Here is a 19,193-nt window from a genome sequence, read left to right on the forward strand (position 1 = left end):
TTTGGATACGGCGCAACGGATGGGGAGGCAGGAACGACGGTGGCGGAACGTAGCACGGCTGCCGTCGACGTGGCCGACAACGGCGGGGACGAACCGCTGACCGCACAAGCGGGCAAGGCCACGACCGACGGGGCGGCAGAATCCCAGAAGACTGCGGAGACGACCGCACCGGAAGACGGCGAGGCGAAGACCGGAACAAAGAGCGCGGCGAAGGGCGGGGAGCTCTCCCACTCGACACCTGAACTGCACAGCGGCCACAAACTCGCCAGACGCTACCGCCTGGAGGAGTGCGTCACCCGTCTGGACGGTTTCAGCAGTTGGCGTGCCGTCGACGAGAAACTGCGCCGGGCCGTAGGCGTCCACCTCCTGCCCGCCGACCACCCCAGGGCTCGCTCCGTTCTCGCGGCCGCCCGCTCATCGGCCCTTCTCGGCGACCCGCGGTTCGTCCAGGTCCTCGACGCCGTCGAGGAGAACGACCTCGTCTACGTCGTCCACGAATGGCTCCCCGACGCCGTCGAGCTGACCACGCTGCTGGCCGCCGGCCCTCTGGAACCCCACGACGCCTACCAGCTCGTCGAGCAGGTGTCGTTGGCCATGGCCGCGGCCCACCGCGAGGGGCTCGCCCATCTCCGGCTCACCCCCGGCGCAGTTCTGCGGACGTCCACCGGGCAGTACCGCATCCGCGGCCTGGCGGTGAACGCAGCTCTGCGCGGCATCTCCGCCGAGCGCCCTCAGCGCACCGACACCGAGGCGATCGGCGCCCTACTGTACGCCGCGCTCACCCAGCGCTGGCCGTACGAGAACGATGCGTACGGCCTCTCCGGGCTCCCCAAGGGTGTCGGTCTTGTCGCACCCGACCAAGTGCGCGCCGGCATCCATCGCGGACTGTCGGAACTGGCCATGCGCGCTCTCGTCAACGACGGCGCCACCGCATCCCGCCAGGAGCCGCCGTGCACCACGCCGGACGAACTGGCGAAGGCGGTCGCCGCGATGCCGCGCATCCGGCCGCCGGAGCCTGCGTTCACCGCGCCGCCGGAGTACCAGCGCACCACCTATCAGCAGGGCAACTACGGCCGCCCGGCCTCCCGGCCGGGCATGGGCGTCACCCAGGCGGCGCCCACACCGCCCGCCCCGCTCGAGAGCCGTACCGGCAAGGCACTGAAGTGGGCCGTGTCCGCGCTCCTCATCGCGGCGCTGGGCCTCGGCAGCTGGCAGGTGGCCGACAAGCTGCTGGGCCAGGAGAACGGCGCCAAGGAACCCAAGACCTCGGAGACGTCCATCACGGGCGGCGAGAACGAGAAGCCCAAGGCTCCCATCCCCCTTGCCGTCCAGTCGGCACAGGAGTACGCCCCGGACGGCGCTCCCCAGAACGCGGGGAACGTCGGTGCCGCCCATGACGGCGACAGCACGACGTACTGGCGGACCAAGAGCTACTTCGACGGACCGGAATTCGCTCCCTCGGTGAAGCAGGGTGTGGGCATTGTCTTCGACCTGGGTTCTGAGAAGGACGTCTCCAACGCGTCCATAGCGTTGCGCTACAGCGGAGATCACACCACGATCAGCCTCTACGCCGCTGATTCCCTGTCGCCGTCCGGCCCGGTGGCCTCCATGACACAGATCGCCGCCGGACAGACCAGTGGATCGGCACTCACGTTGACGGCCAAGAAGCCGGTGACAAGCCGTTATGTCCTGCTCTGGATGACCGCGATGCCGCACTCGTCGAACGACGAGTACAGCGGCACCGGTTACAAGCAAGGCATCACGGACGTCACGTTCACCGGCTGACGGAGAACGAAGCGGGGAGGGGGCTCACCGTTGGACGACGCCACACTCGGCGACGCGAGCGACCAGGATCTTCTGGCCCGCCATGTCGCCGGGGACCCCGATGCCTTCGGTGAGCTCGTGCGGCGCCACCGCGACCGGCTGTGGGCGGTGGCGCTGCGCACCCTGGGGGACAGGGAGGAGGCCGCGGACGCCGTCCAGGACGCCCTCGTCTCCGCCTTCCGCGCCGCCCACACCTTCCGCGGCCAGTCCGCCGTCACCACTTGGCTGCACCGCATCACCGTGAACGCCTGCCTCGACCGGGCCCGCAAAGCGGCCTCCCGCAAGACTTCTCCCGTCGACGACACCGAACGACTGGAACAGCTGCTGGAGCCCCATGAGTCCGCCGAGGCGCCCGCCGAGCGCCACGACCTCCATCGCGAGCTCCTGGCCGCACTGGCCAAGCTGCCACCGGATCAGCGGGCCGCACTCGTGCTGGTGGACATGCAGGGCTACCCCGTCGCCGAAGCCGCGCGAGTCCTCGACGTACCCACCGGAACGATCAAGAGCCGGTGTGCCCGGGGACGAGCCCGACTGCTGCCCATGCTCACCCACCTCCGTGCGGAGAGCGGGGATGACCCCGACGTCAGCGAGGAAAGGAACCGGACGCCGGGGAAATCCGTCCCACCGGAGTCGGGAGCAAGAAGGACCGGGCCGAACGGCCCAGCGGCTGTGAAGGGCGGAGGTGGGCGCGCGTGACATCGAGCGACAGGTCCGGCACCACACAGCACCCGGACGTCTCAGAGATCTCCGACCTCAGCGAAGGTCTTCTTCCTCCCTCCCGCGCGGCCGACGTGCGCCACCACCTCGAAGACTGCCCCTTGTGCGCAGACGTCCTGAGCTCGCTGGAAGAGATCCGGGGGCTCCTGGGGACCATCCCGGGCGCAGCGCGCATGCCCGCCGACATCGCCGGCCGGATCGATGCCGCCCTGGCGGCGGAGGCGGTCCTCGCTGCCAGCGCGCCTGCCGATGCCGCCCATGTTTCACGTGAAACACCGACGCCGCCCGAGTCCACGACGGACACGAACCCTCCTGCCGCGGACCGGCCCGCGGGGCGCTCGCGTGGCTCGACCGGCCCCGGCCGCAACCGTAGGACCCGCCGTCGGCGGGTGGCCGTGCTCGGCGCCGTCTTCAGCGCTGCTGCCGTCGGGGTCAGCGTCCTGATCCTCCAGTCCGTGCAGACGCAATCGGGGAGCGATTCCGGTACCTCAAAGGAGGCCAGCGTCAGCGCCGACACCGGAGAGTTCTCGGGGGCGTCGATCCAGGACCGCGTGCAAACGCTGCTCGCGGCCGCCTCCCAGGCCGAGCCGAGGATCGAGAGGGCACCCTCGCTCGACGCCGAGACCTCCACGGTCTCGCCCAAGAGCTCGCCGGAAACCTCGGTGCCGTCATGCATCCAGCAGGGCACCGGCCGGTCGGACCGCCCCCTCGCCTTCGAGCAGGGCCGATACGCGGGCGTCGACGCCTACCTCGTCGTGATAGCGCACCCCACCGACGCAACGCGGGTCCAGGCGTATGTCGTCGATGCGGCGTGCGTCGGCAACACCGCCGCGGGTGCGGGGACGCTGTTGCACACGGAGACCTACCCTCACCACTGAACACCTTGCCTGTGCCGCTTCGACGTCCCGGGAATGCAAGCCCCGTAGGATCCGTTGGGTGGGGTGAGACCTTGTAACCCGCCCCGTAGGCAGTTGGCAGTCTGCAGAGACGAGGAAAATACCCGTGAGCGACGTCCGCAACGTGATCATCATCGGCTCCGGGCCCGCGGGCTACACGGCCGCGCTCTACACCGCGCGCGCTTCGTTGCAGCCGCTGGTGTTCGAGGGTGCCGTCACCGCCGGTGGCGCACTGATGAACACGACCGATGTGGAGAACTTCCCCGGCTTCCGCGACGGCATCATGGGTCCGGATCTGATGGACAACATGCGCGCCCAGGCCGAGCGCTTCGGTGCCGAACTCGTTCCCGACGATGTCGTGGCCGTCGATCTCACGGGCGAGATCAAGACCGTCACGGACACCGCCGGAACCGTGCACCGCGCGAAGGCCGTGATCGTCACCACCGGCTCGCAGCACCGCAAGCTGGGTCTGCCGAACGAGGACGCTCTCTCCGGACGTGGCGTCTCCTGGTGCGCCACGTGTGACGGGTTCTTCTTCAAGGACCAGGACATCGCCGTCGTCGGCGGTGGCGACACCGCCATGGAGGAGGCCACCTTCCTTTCGCGCTTCGCCAGGTCCGTCACGATCGTCCACCGTCGTGACACGCTGCGCGCCTCCAAGGCGATGCAGGAGCGCGCCTTCGCCGACCCGAAGATTTCGTTCGCCTGGAACAGCGAGGTCGCGGAGATCCACGGCGACCCGAAGCTCACCGGTCTGACCCTGCGCAACACCAAGACGGGCGAGACCTCGCCGCTCGCCGTGACCGGCCTGTTCATCGCCGTGGGCCACGACCCGCGCACCGAGCTGTTCAAGGGACAGCTCGAGCTCGATGACGAGGGCTACCTCAAGGTCGACGCGCCCTCCACGCGCACCAACCTTCCGGGTGTCTTCGCCGCGGGCGACGTCGTCGACCACACCTACCGTCAGGCCATCACGGCCGCCGGCACCGGCTGCTCCGCCGCCCTGGACGCCGAGCGCTTCCTCGCCGCCCTCTCGGACAGTGAGAAGGTCGCCGAGCCCGAGAAGACCCCCGTGGTCTGACCTGAGAACCGCACTCCCCCTACACCCCGCAAAGAAGTAAGGAGGACGCCGTGGCCGGCGACCTGAAGAACGTGACCGACGACTCTTTCGAAGAGGACGTCCTCAAGAGCGACAAGCCCGTACTGGTGGACTTCTGGGCCGCCTGGTGCGGCCCCTGCCGCCAGATCGCGCCGTCGCTTGAGGCCATCGCGGCTGAGCACGGCGACAAGATCCAGGTCGTGAAGCTCAACATCGACGAGAACCCGGCCACCGCGGCGAAGTACGGCGTCATGTCCATCCCGACACTGAACGTCTACCAGAACGGCGAGGTCGCCAAGACCATCGTCGGCGCCAAGCCGAAGGCCGCGATCATCCGCGACCTCGAGGGCTTCATCGGCGAGTAGTCATCGCCTCGATGTTTCACGTGAAACGTCGCATGGGCTCATCCCCACCTCGGGGATGAGCCCATTTCTCTTGCCGACGTCACCAGGGGGCCTGTCGGCCTCACAACGGTCGCAGCGCCGGCTCCTTCTGGACCGCGCCCAGCAACCGGTCCAGAGCCAGCTCAACGTCTTCCTTCCAGGAGAGCGTCGTCCGAAGCTCCAGCCGCAGCCGGGGGTGTGTCGGATGCGGTCGAACCGTCTTGAAGCCCACGGCGAGCAGATGGTCTGCGGGCAGTACGCATGCTGGCTCCTTCCAGCGAGCGTCCCCGAATGCCTCGATCGCCCGAAAGCCCCGCCGCAGCAAATCCTTGGCGACGGTCTGCACAATCACCCGCCCCAGTCCCTGGCCCTGATAGCCGGGCATCACCCAGGCGGTGATGAGCTGCACCGCGTCCGCGGCGACCGGACTCGTGGGAAAGGCCATCGAGCGGGGCACATAGGCAGGTGGTGCGTAGAGAACGAAGCCCACCGGAACATCATCGACATAGACGACGCGGCCGCACGAGCCCCAGTCGAGGAGGACGGCCGAGATCCAGGCTTCCTTCTCGAGCTCCGGCGTCCCCGCCTTTACCGCTGCCTCGCCGCTGACCGGGTCGAGTTCCCAGAAGACACACGCACGACAGCGCTGGGGAAGGTCCGAAAGGTTGTCCAGCGTGAGCGGTACGACTCGACGCCCCATGGAGGCTCCTCCTCACTGCCCTGATGCGCCGCGCTCCGCGCGGCAGCCAGCGCGCTCCGCTCCAGAAGCAGGCTGCTGACGAATCCGCCTACTGCCCCAAGTCCCAGACCTGCTGTCACCAGTTGGCTGCGGCTCACCGCTCGCATGGCCCCCGCCCTCCCTCTGAGGTGGCTCAAGGTGGATGCGTCATACCAGAACGCATCGTATCCACCCAGCCCCGGCACGGATACCGCACCACGGCAAAGGGCGGGTCGTGTTCCCTGAACCGGAACACGCCCCGCCCTGCCGTTGGCGGCGAACGAAAGCCTCAGACGTCTACGCCCTCGGCAGGCTCGTCGCTCAACCCGTTCTCCAGGACTCGCCCCTCACCAGGGGCCAGCGTGCCCAGGATCCTCTCCAGATCGTCTATCGACGCGAACTCGACGACGATCTTCCCCTTCTTGTGCCCGAGGTCGACCTTCACCCGCGTCTCGAAGCGGTCCGAGAGCCGGGAGGCAAGATCACTGAGTGCGGGGGACAGCCGGTTCCCCGCTCGCGGGCCCTTCGGCTTGGGCGTGCTCTTGAGCCCCGAGTTGAGCAGAGTGACGATCTCCTCGACCGCCCGCACCGAGAGCCCCTCGGCCACGATGCGATGGGCCAGCCGGTCCTGCTCGTCCGAATCATCGACGGAGAGCAGCGCACGCGCATGCCCCGCAGACAGAACGCCGGCAGCGACCCTGCGCTGCACGGGCGGTGAAAGCTTGAGCAGCCGCAGCGTGTTGGAGACCTGCGGACGCGAGCGACCGATGCGGTCGGCCAACTGGTCATGGGTGCAGTTGAAGTCCTTCAGCAGCTGGTCGTAGGCAGCTGCCTCCTCCAGCGGGTTCAGCTGCGCCCGGTGCAGGTTCTCCAGCAGGGCGTCCAGAAGAAGCTTGTCGTCCTCGGTGTGCCGGACGATCGCGGGGATCCGCTCCAGGCCGGCCTCACGGCAGGCCCTCCAGCGGCGCTCACCCATGATGAGCTCGTAGTGGTCCGGTCCCAACTGCCGTACGACAACGGGCTGGAGGAGTCCGACCTCTTTGATGGAGGTGATCAGCTCGGCGAGTGCGTCTTCGTCGAAGATCTCACGGGGCTGGCGCGGATTCGGGGTGATCGCGTCGAGCGGCACCTCCGCGAAGTGCGCTCCCGCCGGCTCGCTCGGCCGCGATGCCTCGTCGTGGTCCACCACGGCCCCGGCCGCTTCCGGCGCCGTGGCAGCCGCGGGAAGGGTGGCGACCTTGGCCGCCGCCACCCCGCGGTCCGTGGTCAGCACTGGAGCCGCCACCGGAGAGGCGGTGGCACCCGACGACAGGGACACCTGCTTCTCCTGGGGAGCAGCGGGGATCAACGCACCGAGCCCACGCCCCAATCCTCTACGTCGCTCGCTCACTGAATCCCCTCCGAGATGTTCTGCTGATGGTTCTGAGCCGCGTGGGCATGCTGCGGGTCGTAGTGGACCCCTACGCCCCGGAGCGCGATCTCGCGGGCGGCTTCGAGGTACGACAGGGAGCCACTCGAACCCGGATCGTAGGTGAGCACCGTCTGCCCGTAGCTCGGAGCCTCCGAGATGCGCACGGACCGCGGAATGCTTGTCCGTAGGACCTCGTCCCCGAAGTGGGTGCGCACCTCCTCAGCCACCTGCGAGGCGAGCCGGGTCCGGCCGTCGTACATGGTGAGCAGGATCGTCGAGACATGGAGCGAGGGGTTCAGGTGTCCTCGCACCAGGTCCACGTTGCGCAGCAGCTGACCGAGCCCTTCCAGCGCGTAGTACTCGCATTGGATGGGGATGAGGACTTCCGCGCCGGCGACCAGTGCGTTGACGGTCAGCAGGCCCAGCGACGGCGGGCAGTCGATGAGGATGTAGTCCAGCGGCTGCTCGTAGGCCTGGATGGCGCGCTGAAGTCTGCTCTCCCGCGCCACCAGCGACACCAGCTCGATCTCCGCACCGGCGAGATCGATGGTGGCGGGAGCGCAGAAGAGTCCTTCGACGTCGGGGACGGGCTGGACCACCTCGGCGAGGGGCCTGCTCTCTACCAGGACGTCATAGATAGAGGGGACTTCCGCATGGTGATCGATACCCAACGCCGTGGAGGCGTTGCCCTGGGGGTCGAGGTCCACCACCAGAACGCGCGCTCCGTGCAGGGCGAGCGAGGCGGCAAGGTTGACCGTCGTGGTGGTCTTCCCTACGCCACCCTTCTGGTTGGCGACAACCATGACGCGTGTCTGCTCAGGTCGGGGCAGACCCTCACCGGCACGCCCCAGCGCCTCCACGGCCAGCTGTGCAGCGCGGCCGATGGGGGTGTCGTCCATGGGCGGCGGTGTTTCACGTGAAACATCCTCCCCCGGGGACTCGGTACGGGGACCGGGGACCGGATCGGTCATCGGTCCCGCGATGTTGGCGTCGGACCGCAAGGATTCACTCTCCTCGACTTCAGGCTCGCGATGAGGAGAGCCTGCCATGCTTTTGGGGTCGTGAACCAGCGAGGCCCGTGGTTCTGTGGAGGAATCCACCTCTGTGGACAACTCCGTGGCCCGTAGGAGGGGCTTGCGGCCCTTTACCGGGGCGGCCGCACGGCCGCGGCTGATGATTCCCTGCAGCAGTGAGCGACGTTTCACGTGAAACACGATGCACGCGCCGCATCACCGAACCAGGACGACACTCCGAAATGTGTACGTATGGAAGCTTGTATGGCTCAGCGGACTACGGGTCAGCGGCGACGGCGCGTTCGGCTCGTCCTGGCGGCCTTCGCGCGCTTGGCGGCGAACCTCACACCGCCCGGGCTCTCACCCACCTCGACCCGTACGACAGTGGACAGCGGGTCGACGATTCCTTCACCGACATGGAGAACGGATGTCTCCACCACTCCGAGCTTGCTCAGCGCGGCCCGGGCGCCCTGGATCTCCTCCTCCGCGGTATCGCCCTTGAGTGCCAGCATCTCGCCATAGGGGCGAAGCAGAGGGACGCCCCAGCCGGCCAGCCGGTCCAGCGGTGCCACGGCCCGCGCCGTCACCACATGCACCGGAGGTACCTTGCCCAGCATTTCCTCGGCCCTGCCCCGGACCACGGTCACATGGTCGAGGCCCAGCAGCTCGACGACTTCCTGGAGAAAGTTCGTACGCCGCAGCAGGGGTTCGAGAAGGGTGATCTTGAGGTCCGGCCGGACGAGTGCGAGCGGGATACCCGGAAGCCCGGCGCCCGAGCCGACATCGCACACCGTCACCCCCTGCGGGACGACCTCGGACAGCACAGCGCAGTTCAGCAGGTGGCGCTCCCACAGTCGGGGCACCTCACGCGGGCCGATCAGACCGCGCTTGACCCCCGCATCCGCGAGCAGCTCCGCATACCGCACGGCCTCCGGAAAGAGCTCTCCGAATACCGTCCGCGCCGCCTCGGGCGCCTGGGGAAGCTCTGCTGCCTCCGTCACGGGAACCGTCCTTCCATACCGCACTGCCGCTCAGGGCTGTGGTGGCTGACTATTCAGGCTGACAAAGATCGGCCCCGCCTGCGAACAGACGGGGCCGACAGAACATGGGGTCAGGCAGGGAGTACGACGACGAAGCGCTGGGGCTCCTCGCCCTCGGACTCGCTGCGCAGCCCCGCGGCCGCGACCGCGTCGTGGACGACCTTGCGCTCGAAGGGCGTCATGGGGTCGAGCTTGACCGGCTGACCGGTGGTCTTGACCTCGTTGGCCGCCTTGGCGCCGAGCTCGGCCAGCTCGGTGCGCTTCTTCGCCCGGAAACCGGCGATGTCGAGCATGAGGCGGCTGCGGTCACCGGTCTCGCGGTGCACGGCCAGGCGCGTCAGTTCCTGGAGGGCTTCGAGGACCTCGCCGTCCCGGCCCACGAGCTTCTGCAGGTCCCGGCTGCCCGCCTCACTGATGATCGAGACCGCAGCTCGGTCCGCCTCGACGTCCATGTCGATGTCACCGTCGAGGTCGGCGATGTCGAGCAGACCCTCGAGGTAGTCAGCCGCGATCTCCCCTTCCTGCTCGAGGCGGGTCAGGGTGTCGCCACCCTCGGCGGCGGCGGAGATGGTGCCTTCCGTCACGGATGGACTCCTTCTTACTTCTTGGACGACGGGTGCTTGGGGCGCTGCTGGCCCTTGCGCTGCCCGGACTTTGCCTGTCCGGGCTTGGCCTGGCGGGCGGATCCGGTGGCCTTGCCACCGCCGGCCTTGGGCTTGGCGCCCTCGGCGGACCCTTCCTTTTGCAGCGACGTCTTGGACGTGGAGTCGGCCGGGCCTTCGGTGTCCTTGGCCGCACCCGGGGTGCCGACCGCGGTCTGGCGCCGTGCCTTGCTCTGCCGCTTGGGCTGCTGGCGCCGCTGAGCGCCGCTGCCACCCTCGGCCTCGGCCACTGCCGTCTCGCTCTTGGCCACCGTGCCGTCCGCCTGGGCGGCCAGGCCGGCCTTCGCCAGCCCGGTGATGAACCGGCGCTCGTTGTCGTTGCGGTCCGTCCCCTTGGCCACGATGGCCTGGACGACGGTGCGCTTGCGCCGCGAGCGGACCTCGCCGTGCGCGACGACGCTCTTGAGCAGGCGCTGCAGGTAGTGGTCCTGGGCCTTGCTGCCCGGGGTCGGGTTCTGGTTGATGACGTACATCTGCTGACCCATGGTCCACACGTTGGTGGTCAGCCAGTAGACGAGGACACCGACCGGGAAGTTGATGCCCATGACGGCGAAGATCACCGGGAAGATGTACATCAGCATCTTCTGCTGCTGCATGTACGGCGTCTTGACCGTGAGGTCGACGTTCTTCTGCATCAGCTGGCGCTGCGTGTAGAACTGCGACGCGGACATCATGATGATCATGATCGCGGTGACGATGCGGACGTCCGTCAGGGAGGCCTTGAGCACCTCGACCTTCTCGGGCGAGTCCATGAACTTGGCGGCGATCGGAGCACCGAAGATATGTGCCTCACGCGCACTGTCGACGAGGCTCTTGTTCAGCACGCCGATCTCGTCACCCGAGGCGATCTTGCTCAGCACGTGGTACAGCGCGAAGAAGAACGGCGACTGCGCGAGGATCGGAAGGCACGAGGAAAGCGGGTTGGTCCCGGTCTCCTTGTACAGCTTCATCATCTCTTCGGACTGACGCTGTCGGTCGCTCTTGTAGCGCTCCTGGATCGCCTTCATCTTCGGCTGGAGCGCCTGCATGTTCCGGGTCGACTTGATCTGCTTCACAAAGAGCGGGATCAGGCAGATCCGGATGAGGATCACCAGCGACACGATGGACAGTCCCCAGGCCCAGCCCGTGTCCGGGCCGAAGATCGCCCCATAGAGCTTGTGGAACTGGACGATGATCCACGAGACAGGTGTGGTGATAAAACTGAAGAGACTGGCAATCGTGTCCACTAATCAGGCTCCTTGAGCATTGGGCGAGGTCTCTGCGGCCGGGCTCGGGGTTCCGGGGGCCGACCCCGGGGCAGGCGCATCAGCGGCGGAGTGCCCGCCCTTGCTGCCACGCAAGGCATCGCGCAGCATTTCGTGCCACCGTGGGCGCTTGCGCGGGGGCACATGATCCACACCTCCGGGCGACCACGGGTTGCACCGCAGAATCCGCCAGGCGGTCAGGGCTGTGCCTTTCACCGCGCCGTGCCGGTCGATGGCCGTAAATCCATAGTGGGAACACGACGGGTAGTACCTGCAGACAGGTCCCAGCAGCGGGCTGATCGTCCACTGATAGAGCTTGATCAGTGCCAGCAGTGGGTACTTCATCGCGCGCCCCCTCCCAGCAGCCGCTGCAGAGCGACGTCCAGGTCTCGGGCCAGCTGTGCATGGTCGGCGTCGCCCGCACCGGGCAGCGCCCGTACGACCACCAGGCTACCGGGGGGCAGCTCGGACAGCCGATCGCGCATGAGGTGGCGCAGTCTCCGCTTGACCCTGTTGCGTACGACAGCTCCGCCCACGGCCTTGCTCACGACGAAACCCGCACACGTCGGGGGAGCGCTCTCCCCAGGCGCGTGCGGGTCCGTAGCACCGCTGCGTAGATGGACGACGAGGAGCGGGCGACCGGCCCGGCGTCCTCGGCGTACCGCAGTCGCGAAGTCCTCGCGCCGCCTCAGCCGATTCTCGGTAGGCAGCACGTCACGACCTGTTCGCGATCAGGCGGACAGGTTGGCGCGACCCTTGCTGCGACGGTTCGCCAGGATGGCGCGACCGGCACGGGTACGCATGCGCAGGCGGAAACCGTGGGTCTTCGCACGACGACGGTTGTTCGGCTGGAAGGTGCGCTTGCTCACTCGGGGGCTCCAGAAATGATTCGTTGATGGCGGGACATCGCCTGGCTGTCACCGTGCGCCCACGAGTAGCTCGCGATTACGCCCGAGTGCACCGCTTCACAATCACAGACCGTGATCTTTGCCCATCGGAGGCAGGCGGCAGCAGCCATCGACAACTCGACCTGGTTACGGTACGCGCGGCTACGCCATCCGGTCAAACCAGGCCGATGATGGACCTCGCTGTACACAGGCTGTGGACAACAACTTGAACCGCATGGCTCGGCCTGACTACCGTGGCTGAACTCGGATTCCTTTCCTGCCTGTCTTCCCATCCCGTCCCGAGAACCACACATTCGTGGGACCTGTGAGAGAGCGTGCCTTGTGGCTGACGTACCTGCCGATCTTGCCGCAGTGTGGCCACGAGTGCTGGAGCAGCTCCTCGATGAGGGCCAGCAGGGCGTCGAGCCCAAGGACAAGCAGTGGATCGAGCGCTGCCAGCCTCTCGCACTCGTCGCCGACACCGCGCTGCTCGCCGTACCCAACGAGTGGGGCAAGCGCGTGCTCGAAGGCCGGCTCGCCCCGCTGATCAGCGAGACGCTGAGCCGCGAGTGCGGCCGCCCGATCCGGATCGCGATCACCGTCGACGACTCCGTGGGCGAGCCCCCGGCCCCCCAGGCACCGCCCGCACACCAGCAGCAGGCGCCCCGCTACCAGGGACCTCAGCACGACGAGCCGCGCCAGAACGGGGACACATACGACGGCTCCCGCCAGAGCGACCCGTACGACGGACCGCGCCAGGGCGGCGACGCGTACGAGACCGGGCGCCAGGGCGGCTCCCCCTATGACAGCGGCGGCTACGGCCACCGCCCTTCGCCCGACGACGGCTTGCCGAACGTGCGCCCGTCGTACCCCGAGTACCAGCAGCAGCGCCCCGAGCCCGGCGCCTGGCCGCGCGTCCAGGAAGACCTCAACTGGCAGCAGCCCCGTCTCGGCGGTTTCCAGGAGCGCGATCCCTACGCCTCGGCACCGCCCGGACGGTCGCAGCACGACTACCGGCAGCCGCCCGAGCGCCAGCAGTACGACCCGCGCGCCGAGCGTCAGCTCCCCGAGTCGCAGGCCCCGCACCGCGGCGGCCCGTCGGGCGCACCCGGACCGCTCGGTGCCAAGCCCTCGCCGGCGCCCGGCCCCGGCGAGCCGCATGCCCGGCTGAACCCCAAGTACCTCTTCGACACGTTCGTCATCGGCGCGTCCAACCGGTTCGCGCACGCCGCTGCCGTCGCGGTGGCCGAGGCGCCGGCCAAGGCGTACAACCCCCTTTTCATCTACGGGGAGTCGGGGCTCGGAAAAACGCATCTGCTGCACGCCATCGGGCACTACGCCCGCAGCCTCTACCCGGGCACCCGGGTGCGGTACGTGAGCTCGGAGGAGTTCACCAACGAGTTCATCAACTCGATCCGCGACGGCAAGGGCGACACCTTCCGCAAGCGCTACCGCGATGTGGACATCCTGCTGGTCGACGACATCCAGTTCCTCGCGAGCAAGGAGTCGACGCAGGAGGAGTTCTTCCACACCTTCAACACGCTCCACAACGCCAACAAGCAGATCGTGCTGTCCTCGGACCGCCCGCCCAAGCAGCTGATGACCCTGGAGGACCGGCTGCGGAACCGTTTCGAGTGGGGTCTGACCACCGACGTACAGCCGCCTGAGCTGGAGACGCGTATCGCGATCCTGCGCAAGAAGGCCGTGCAGGAGCAGCTCAACGCCCCGCCGGAGGTACTGGAGTTCATCGCGTCCCGCATCTCGCGGAACATCCGTGAACTGGAGGGCGCGCTGATCCGGGTGACGGCGTTCGCCTCGCTCAACCGGCAGCCGGTCGACCTCGGTCTCACCGAGATCGTGCTCAAGGACCTGATCCCGGGCGGCGAGGACGCGGCCCCCGAGATCACCGCAGCGGCGATCATGGCGGCCACGGCGGACTACTTCGGCCTCACGGTCGAGGATCTGTGCGGATCTTCGCGCAGCCGTGTGCTGGTGACGGCGCGCCAGATCGCGATGTACCTGTGCCGAGAACTCACCGATCTGTCGCTGCCGAAGATCGGCGCGCAGTTCGGCGGGCGCGACCACACGACCGTGATGCACGCGGACCGCAAGATCCGGGCGCTGATGGCGGAGCGGCGGTCCATCTACAACCAGGTCACCGAGCTCACCAACCGCATCAAGAACGGCTGACCCAGCCCCCGGCACGGCCTGCGAAGGCGCCCACGGGACGAGATCCCGCGGGCGCCTTCGACGTTCCCGGGGCCCTGCCGGCGCCTCGCCGATGGGCCCACCGGTCCCCCGCCGGCACCCGCCGGAGCGTCGTCGGAGGGAGCCGGCGGGCCACCGCCGGCCGGAGACTCACCGTCCCCGCCGGAGACTCGCCAGAAGCGCCCTGCGGTGGCCCACCGACCGGAGACCGGATGTCCTCGCCGGCACCCGACGGTGCCCCCGGAGCGTCGACCGAGCCCTTCGGCCGGAGACCCGATACCCGCGCCGGCTCGCGCCTCAGCCAGCCGGGAGCCCCGCCGGTGCCCCCGGGCGCATCCCTGATCCCGCCGGAGGCAGGCGCGGAGCAGAGGCCCGCGACGCAGGCCCGTCAGTCCTCGCCAGACGTCCCCGGGCGCCTCGCCGACGGCCCGCAGGAGGAGTCCGGGACCCTCACGGCGCACCGCCGTCCGCGCTTCCCCCGGAAGATCGTGTTCGAATACCACCCGGCCCCCGCCCGTTCTCCACAGAACTGGGCACGATCTTCCGTCCACAGCCTGGGGACCGGGAAGTTGTCCAGATTCGGTCCACAGGCCGGCCGGTGCAGCGGATGTCGGGCCAGGTCAGCCGGTTGTGGATTTGTGGCCGGACGCCCTCCACAGTCTGTGGACAGAGAAATCGTCCACAGACCTTGATCCACGTTGTCCACCGGCAGCCCACAGGCAGGGCTCCGTTGCCCACAGCTTTTCCCCACCCCTGTCCACTGTTCGGCAACGCAACACCCCCGCTCACCGGGTCGAGTGAAAGGCGTCACACCAAGGAGGTCGGTTGGCCTGTGGGGAACGTGGGTAAAGCTGGGGACGGCACTGGGGAGAAGTCCCCGTGGGCTGTGCATCGGGTGTGCAGAACTTTCCGGTGTCCACAGAAGCACGGGGTTGTCCACGGCTCCCGCCCACAGGCGCGGTGGACAAAAAACGGGCCCTGACCTGCGCGGACGACGTTATCCACGGTTTCCACAGGCCCTACTACTACTCCCACTTAGAGTTACCGGGAAATTCGCTTGGAAGACGGGCCTGTGCACAACTCGGGCCCGGAGCGCCCCGTACCTCTTGGCGCGACTTGACCCCGACCCGCACCGACTGTCGGCGCCGTGCGTCAGACTGGTCTCCGGCATCAAGCCGACGACGAAGGCCAGCAGGGCGAGCCAGCAACAGCAGGAGGCGGTTCCGGTGAAGATCCGGGTGGAGCGCGATGTACTCGCGGAGGCGGTGGCCTGGGTGGCCCGCAGCCTCCCGGCCCGTCCGCCGGCGCCCGTACTCGCAGGCCTTCTTCTGAAGGCGGAGGACGGCGCCCTCAGCTTCTCCAGCTTCGACTACGAGGTCTCGGCCCGTGTCTCTGTGGAGGCGGAGATCGACGAGGACGGCACCGTCCTCGTTTCCGGCCGCCTGCTCGCCGACATCTGCCGCGCGCTGCCCAACCGTCCGGTGGAGATTTCCACAGACGGTGTACGGGCGACCGTGGTCTGCGGCTCCTCGCGGTTCACCCTCCACACCCTGCCTGTGGAGGAGTACCCCGCACTTCCGCAGATGCCGACCGCCACCGGCACCGTGCCCGGCGAGGTCTTCGCCTCCGCCGCCGCCCAGGTCGCCATCGCCGCCGGTCGCGACGACACCCTTCCCGTGCTGACCGGTGTGCGTATCGAGATCGAGGGCGACACCGTCACCCTGGCCTCCACCGACCGCTACCGCTTCGCGGTCCGCGAGTTCCTGTGGAAGCCCGAGAGTCCGGACGCCTCGGCCGTCGCCCTGGTGCCCGCCAAGACGCTCCTCGACACCGCCAAGGCGCTGACGAGCGGCGACACGGTCACGCTGGCGCTGTCGGGCTCCGGTGCCGGTGAGGGCCTGATCGGTTTCGAGGGCGCCGGACGGCGGACCACGACCCGTCTGCTCGAAGGCGACCTGCCGAAGTACCGCACGCTGTTCCCCACCGAGTTCAACTCGGTGGCCGTCATCGAGACCGCGCCGTTCGTCGAGGCTGTCAAGCGTGTCGCCCTCGTCGCCGAGCGGAACACCCCGGTGCGCCTCAGCTTCGAGCAGGGCGTGCTGATCCTGGAGGCCGGCTCCAGCGACGACGCACAGGCTGTGGAGCGTGTGGACGCACAGCTGGAAGGTGACGACATCTCGATCGCCTTCAACCCGACCTTCCTGCTGGACGGCCTCAGCGCGATCGACTCGCCGGTCGCCCAGCTGTCCTTCACCACGTCCACCAAGCCCGCGCTGCTGAGCGGCAGGCCGGCCGTGGACGCGGAGGCGGACGAGGCGTACAAGTACCTGATCATGCCGGTGCGCCTGAGCGGCTGACCAGCGGCTTCTGAGCGCCTGACCCCACAGGTGTGCACCCGTGTCCGGGCGTAGTCTCGGACGCGGGTAGGAAACGGCACTCAACGATTGAGGAATCTCTGATGGAGCTCGGTCTCGTCGGCCTCGGCAAGATGGGCGGCAACATGCGCGAGCGCATCCGCCGCGCAGGCCACACCGTCATCGGCTACGACCGCAACCCGGATCTCGCGGATGTCCACAGCCTTGAGGAGCTTGTGGGCAAGCTCAAGGGCCCGCGCGTCGTCTGGGTCATGGTCCCGGCGGGTGCCGCGACCCAGTCCACGATCGACGAGCTGGCGGAGCTGCTCTCCCCCGGTGACATCGTCGTCGACGGCGGGAACTCCCGTTGGACCGACGACGAGAAGCACGCCGTCGAGCTGGGCATCAAGGGCATCGGCTTCGTCGACTGCGGTGTCTCCGGCGGTGTCTGGGGCCTGGAGAACGGTTACGCCCTGATGTACGGCGGCGACGCCGAGCACGTGGCCAAGGTCCAGCCGGTCTTCGACGCGCTCAAGCCCGAGGGCGAGTTCGGCTCCGTCCACGCGGGCAAGGTCGGTGCCGGCCACTTCGCCAAGATGGTTCACAACGGCATCGAGTACGCCATGATGCAGGCCTACGCCGAGGGCTGGGAGCTGCTGGAGAAGGTGGACTCCGTCACCGACGTGCGCGAGGTCTTCCGCTCCTGGCAGGAGGGCACGGTCATCCGTTCCTGGCTGCTCGACCTCGCGGTCAACGCCCTGGACGAGGACGAGCACCTCGAGAAGCTGCGCGGCTTCGCGCAGGACTCCGGCGAGGGCCGGTGGACCGTCGAGGCCGCGATCGACAACGCCGTGCCGCTGCCGGCGATCACCGCGTCGCTGTTCGCGCGGTTCGCGTCCCGCCAGGACGACTCCCCGCAGATGAAGATGATCGCCGCGCTGCGCAACCAGTTCGGCGGCCACGCGGTGGAGAGCACGAAGTAATCCACAGGCTGTGCACCAGGCGGTGCGCAGCCACGCCGGGGGAAGGTCGGCGCCACACCATGCACGTCACGCATCTGTCGCTGGCCGACTTCCGCTCGTACGCCCGGGTCGAGGTCCCTCTCGATCCGGGCGTCACCGCTTTCGTGGGGGCGAACGGGCAGGGGAAGACCAATCTGGTCGAGGCCGTCGGTTATCTCGCGACCCTGTCCAGCCACCGGGTGTCCTCGGACGCGCCGCTGGTGCGGATGGGGGCCGACCGGGCGGTGATCCGGGCCGCGATCACCCAGGGCGAGCGCTCCCAGCTGGTCGAGCTCGAGCTCAACCCGGGGAAGGCGAACAGGGCCCGCATCAACAGGTCCTCGCAGGTCAGACCACGTGATGTGCTCGGGATCGTACGCACGGTGCTGTTCGCCCCCGAGGACCTGGCCCTGGTCAAGGGCGACCCCGGTGAGCGCCGGCGATTCCTCGACGAGCTGGTCACGGCGCGCTCGCCGCGCATGGCGGGGGTGCGCTCGGACTACGACCGGGTGCTCAGGCAGCGCAACACCCTGCTGAAGTCGGCCGCGATGGCGAGACGGCACGGCGGGCGTTCGATGGACATGTCCACGCTGGACATATGGGACCAGCACCTGGCGCGGGCCGGTGCCGAGGTGCTGGCCAGGCGGCTCGACCTGATCGCCTCCCTGCAGCCGCTGGCGGACAAGGCGTACGAGGCGCTTGCGCCCGGCGGCGGCCCGATCGCCCTGGAGTACCGTTCCTCCTCCGCTTCCGCCGGTGCGGAGCACGCCGGCCCGGCGACCCGTGAGGAGCTGTACGAGCAGCTGATCGCCGCGCTGGCCGAGGCCCGCAAGCAGGAGATCGAGCGGGGCGTGACGCTGGTCGGTCCCCACCGTGACGACCTGTTGCTCAAGCTGGGGCAGCTGCCGGCGAAGGGGTACGCCAGCCACGGCGAGTCCTGGTCGTACGCGCTGGCGCTGCGGCTGGCCTCGTACGACCTGCTGCGTGCCGAGGGCAACGAGCCGGTGCTCGTGCTCGACGACGTGTTCGCCGAGCTGGACGCGCGCCGCCGGGAGCGCCTCGCGGAGCTGGTGGCCCCCGGCGAGCAGGTGCTGGTGACGGCCGCCGTCGACGACGACGTCCCAGGCGTGCTGGCGGGTGCCCGGTACGCGGTGGCCGACGGGGCGGTGGAGCGCGTATGAGTGAGGACGAGACCCCGGTCCCCAAGTTCCCCGAGTCCTCGGGCGTGGACCTGGCCCGGGTCGCGCTGCGTGCGGCCAAGGAGCAGGCGAAGGCCAAGGGCGCGGCCGCGCAGCAGAAGAAGCAGGCCAGGCGCGGCGGCGGGCTGCGCTCGGGTGCGCGGGCCGACGGCCGCGACCCGCTGCCGCTTGGCGCGGCGATCAACCGGCTGATCACCGAGCGCGGTTGGGAGACACCGGCCGCGGTGGGCGGTGTGATGGGCCGCTGGCCGCAGATCGTCGGCGAGGACCTGGCCAAGCACTGCGTACCGCTGCGCTACGACGAGGACCCCGACCAGCGCGTGCTGACGGTCCAGTGCGACTCGACGGCATGGGCGACCCAGCTGCGGCTGCTGGCTCCGCGCCTGGTGGCGCGGCTGAACGAGGACCTGGGGCACGGCACGGTCCGCATGATCAAGGTGCTGGGCCCCGGCGGACCCGCGCGCAGATTCGGCCCGCTGCGGGCACCGGGGAGCACTGGCCCGGGGGACACGTACGGCTGAGGCCGGGCTGTGCGAC

General features: G+C 68.7%; 19 protein-coding genes. 10 read left to right on the forward strand and 9 right to left on the reverse strand.

The genetic code is table 11. The features are described from left to right. Positions 1-39 precede the first annotated feature (39 nt). From J7E88_RS18390 to trxA, 5 genes are all read left to right on the forward strand, one after another. Positions 40-1,785 (forward strand): protein kinase family protein, encoded by a 1,746-nt coding sequence (locus tag J7E88_RS18390; RefSeq protein ID WP_215182382.1) that lies wholly within the window; start codon positions 40-42, stop codon positions 1,783-1,785. Positions 1,786-1,815: 30 nt separating this feature from the next. Continuing rightward, positions 1,816-2,520, forward strand: coding sequence for an RNA polymerase sigma factor SigM (gene sigM, locus J7E88_RS18395; RefSeq protein WP_215182384.1), 705 nt, complete (start codon positions 1,816-1,818; stop codon positions 2,518-2,520). Then, positions 2,517-3,419: a hypothetical protein gene (locus J7E88_RS18400; RefSeq protein WP_215182385.1), complete on the forward strand. Its 903-nt coding sequence runs from the start codon at positions 2,517-2,519 to the stop codon at positions 3,417-3,419. The genes sigM and J7E88_RS18400 overlap by 4 nt, the downstream gene beginning before the upstream one ends. A gap of 124 nt (positions 3,420-3,543) precedes the next feature. Continuing rightward, the gene (trxB, locus tag J7E88_RS18405) at positions 3,544-4,518 is read left to right on the forward strand and encodes a thioredoxin-disulfide reductase (protein WP_215182387.1); all 975 of its coding nucleotides are present in this window, start codon (positions 3,544-3,546) and stop codon (positions 4,516-4,518) included. Between the two features lie 50 nt (positions 4,519-4,568). Beyond that, positions 4,569-4,901, forward strand: a complete 333-nt coding sequence (gene trxA / locus J7E88_RS18410) for a thioredoxin (protein ID WP_215182389.1) — start codon at positions 4,569-4,571, stop codon at positions 4,899-4,901. A 100-nt stretch (positions 4,902-5,001) separates the two neighbouring features. On the opposite strand, the gene J7E88_RS18415 is transcribed toward trxA, so the two are convergent. The 9 genes from J7E88_RS18415 to rpmH all read right to left on the reverse strand — a co-directional run bounded on the left by J7E88_RS18415 (position 5,002) and on the right by rpmH (position 11,876). Then, positions 5,002-5,619 carry a GNAT family N-acetyltransferase gene (locus tag J7E88_RS18415; protein WP_215182391.1) on the reverse strand — a complete coding sequence of 206 codons (618 nt, stop codon included), beginning with the start codon at positions 5,617-5,619 and terminating at the stop codon, positions 5,002-5,004. A 307-nt stretch (positions 5,620-5,926) separates the two neighbouring features. Next, a complete protein-coding gene (locus J7E88_RS18420) occupies positions 5,927-7,027 on the reverse strand; it encodes a ParB/RepB/Spo0J family partition protein (protein WP_215182393.1) in 1,101 nt (366 codons plus the stop codon). Then, entirely contained in the window at positions 7,024-8,097 is a 1,074-nt protein-coding gene (locus tag J7E88_RS18425) for a ParA family protein (RefSeq protein ID WP_215182395.1), read from the reverse strand. The genes J7E88_RS18420 and J7E88_RS18425 overlap by 4 nt, the downstream gene beginning before the upstream one ends. A gap of 248 nt (positions 8,098-8,345) precedes the next feature. Further along, positions 8,346-9,062, reverse strand: coding sequence for a 16S rRNA (guanine(527)-N(7))-methyltransferase RsmG (gene rsmG, locus J7E88_RS18430; protein WP_215182397.1), 717 nt, complete (start codon positions 9,060-9,062; stop codon positions 8,346-8,348). 110 nt (positions 9,063-9,172) lie between these two features. Continuing rightward, on the reverse strand, positions 9,173-9,685 hold the full coding sequence (locus tag J7E88_RS18435; RefSeq protein ID WP_215182399.1) for a R3H domain-containing nucleic acid-binding protein: 513 nt from the start codon (positions 9,683-9,685) through the stop codon (positions 9,173-9,175). A 14-nt stretch (positions 9,686-9,699) separates the two neighbouring features. Then, complete coding sequence (yidC, locus tag J7E88_RS18440; protein WP_215182401.1) at positions 9,700-10,989, reverse strand: membrane protein insertase YidC; 1,290 nt, start codon at positions 10,987-10,989, stop codon at positions 9,700-9,702. Between the two features lie 3 nt (positions 10,990-10,992). After that, a complete protein-coding gene (gene yidD / locus J7E88_RS18445; protein WP_215182403.1) occupies positions 10,993-11,352 on the reverse strand; it encodes a membrane protein insertion efficiency factor YidD in 360 nt (119 codons plus the stop codon). Beyond that, positions 11,349-11,720 carry a ribonuclease P protein component gene (gene rnpA, locus J7E88_RS18450; protein ID WP_215182405.1) on the reverse strand — a complete coding sequence of 124 codons (372 nt, stop codon included), beginning with the start codon at positions 11,718-11,720 and terminating at the stop codon, positions 11,349-11,351. The genes yidD and rnpA overlap by 4 nt, the downstream gene beginning before the upstream one ends. Before the next feature lie 18 nt (positions 11,721-11,738). Next, the gene (gene rpmH, locus J7E88_RS18455) at positions 11,739-11,876 is read right to left on the reverse strand and encodes a 50S ribosomal protein L34 (RefSeq protein ID WP_018846094.1); all 138 of its coding nucleotides are present in this window, start codon (positions 11,874-11,876) and stop codon (positions 11,739-11,741) included. A 360-nt stretch (positions 11,877-12,236) separates the two neighbouring features. Here rpmH and dnaA point away from each other — a divergent pair, with 360 nt between their 5' ends. From dnaA to J7E88_RS18480, 5 genes are all read left to right on the forward strand, one after another. Continuing rightward, positions 12,237-14,084, forward strand: a complete 1,848-nt coding sequence (dnaA, locus tag J7E88_RS18460) for a chromosomal replication initiator protein DnaA (RefSeq protein ID WP_215182407.1) — start codon at positions 12,237-12,239, stop codon at positions 14,082-14,084. Positions 14,085-15,328: 1,244 nt separating this feature from the next. Continuing rightward, positions 15,329-16,459 (forward strand): DNA polymerase III subunit beta, encoded by a 1,131-nt coding sequence (gene dnaN, locus J7E88_RS18465; protein ID WP_215182558.1) that lies wholly within the window; start codon positions 15,329-15,331, stop codon positions 16,457-16,459. Positions 16,460-16,560: 101 nt separating this feature from the next. Then, entirely contained in the window at positions 16,561-17,439 is an 879-nt protein-coding gene (gene gnd / locus J7E88_RS18470) for a phosphogluconate dehydrogenase (NAD(+)-dependent, decarboxylating) (protein WP_215182409.1), read from the forward strand. A 59-nt stretch (positions 17,440-17,498) separates the two neighbouring features. Further along, a complete protein-coding gene (gene recF / locus J7E88_RS18475; RefSeq protein WP_215182412.1) occupies positions 17,499-18,638 on the forward strand; it encodes a DNA replication/repair protein RecF in 1,140 nt (379 codons plus the stop codon). Next, positions 18,635-19,177, forward strand: a complete 543-nt coding sequence (locus J7E88_RS18480; protein WP_215182414.1) for a DUF721 domain-containing protein — start codon at positions 18,635-18,637, stop codon at positions 19,175-19,177. Before recF ends, J7E88_RS18480 begins: the two co-directional genes overlap by 4 nt. Positions 19,178-19,193: the final 16 nt, after the last annotated feature.

Origin of the sequence: Streptomyces sp. ISL-10, assembly GCF_018614575.1 — a bacterium.
Lineage (GTDB): Bacteria > Actinomycetota > Actinomycetes > Streptomycetales > Streptomycetaceae > Streptomyces.

Excerpts from the sequence above, each read along its gene's own strand:
- J7E88_RS18415 (WP_215182391.1), bottom strand. The coding sequence starts at position 5,619 with ATGGGGCGTCGAGTCGTACCGCTCACGCTGGACAACCTTTCGGACCTT.
- J7E88_RS18425 (WP_215182395.1), bottom strand. The coding sequence starts at position 8,097 with ATGGCAGGCTCTCCTCATCGCGAGCCTGAAGTCGAGGAGAGTGAATCC.
- yidD (WP_215182403.1), bottom strand. The coding sequence starts at position 11,352 with ATGAAGTACCCACTGCTGGCACTGATCAAGCTCTATCAGTGGACGATC.
- gnd (WP_215182409.1), top strand. The coding sequence starts at position 16,561 with ATGGAGCTCGGTCTCGTCGGCCTCGGCAAGATGGGCGGCAACATGCGC.
- recF (WP_215182412.1), top strand. The coding sequence starts at position 17,499 with ATGCACGTCACGCATCTGTCGCTGGCCGACTTCCGCTCGTACGCCCGG.
- J7E88_RS18480 (WP_215182414.1), top strand. The coding sequence starts at position 18,635 with ATGAGTGAGGACGAGACCCCGGTCCCCAAGTTCCCCGAGTCCTCGGGC.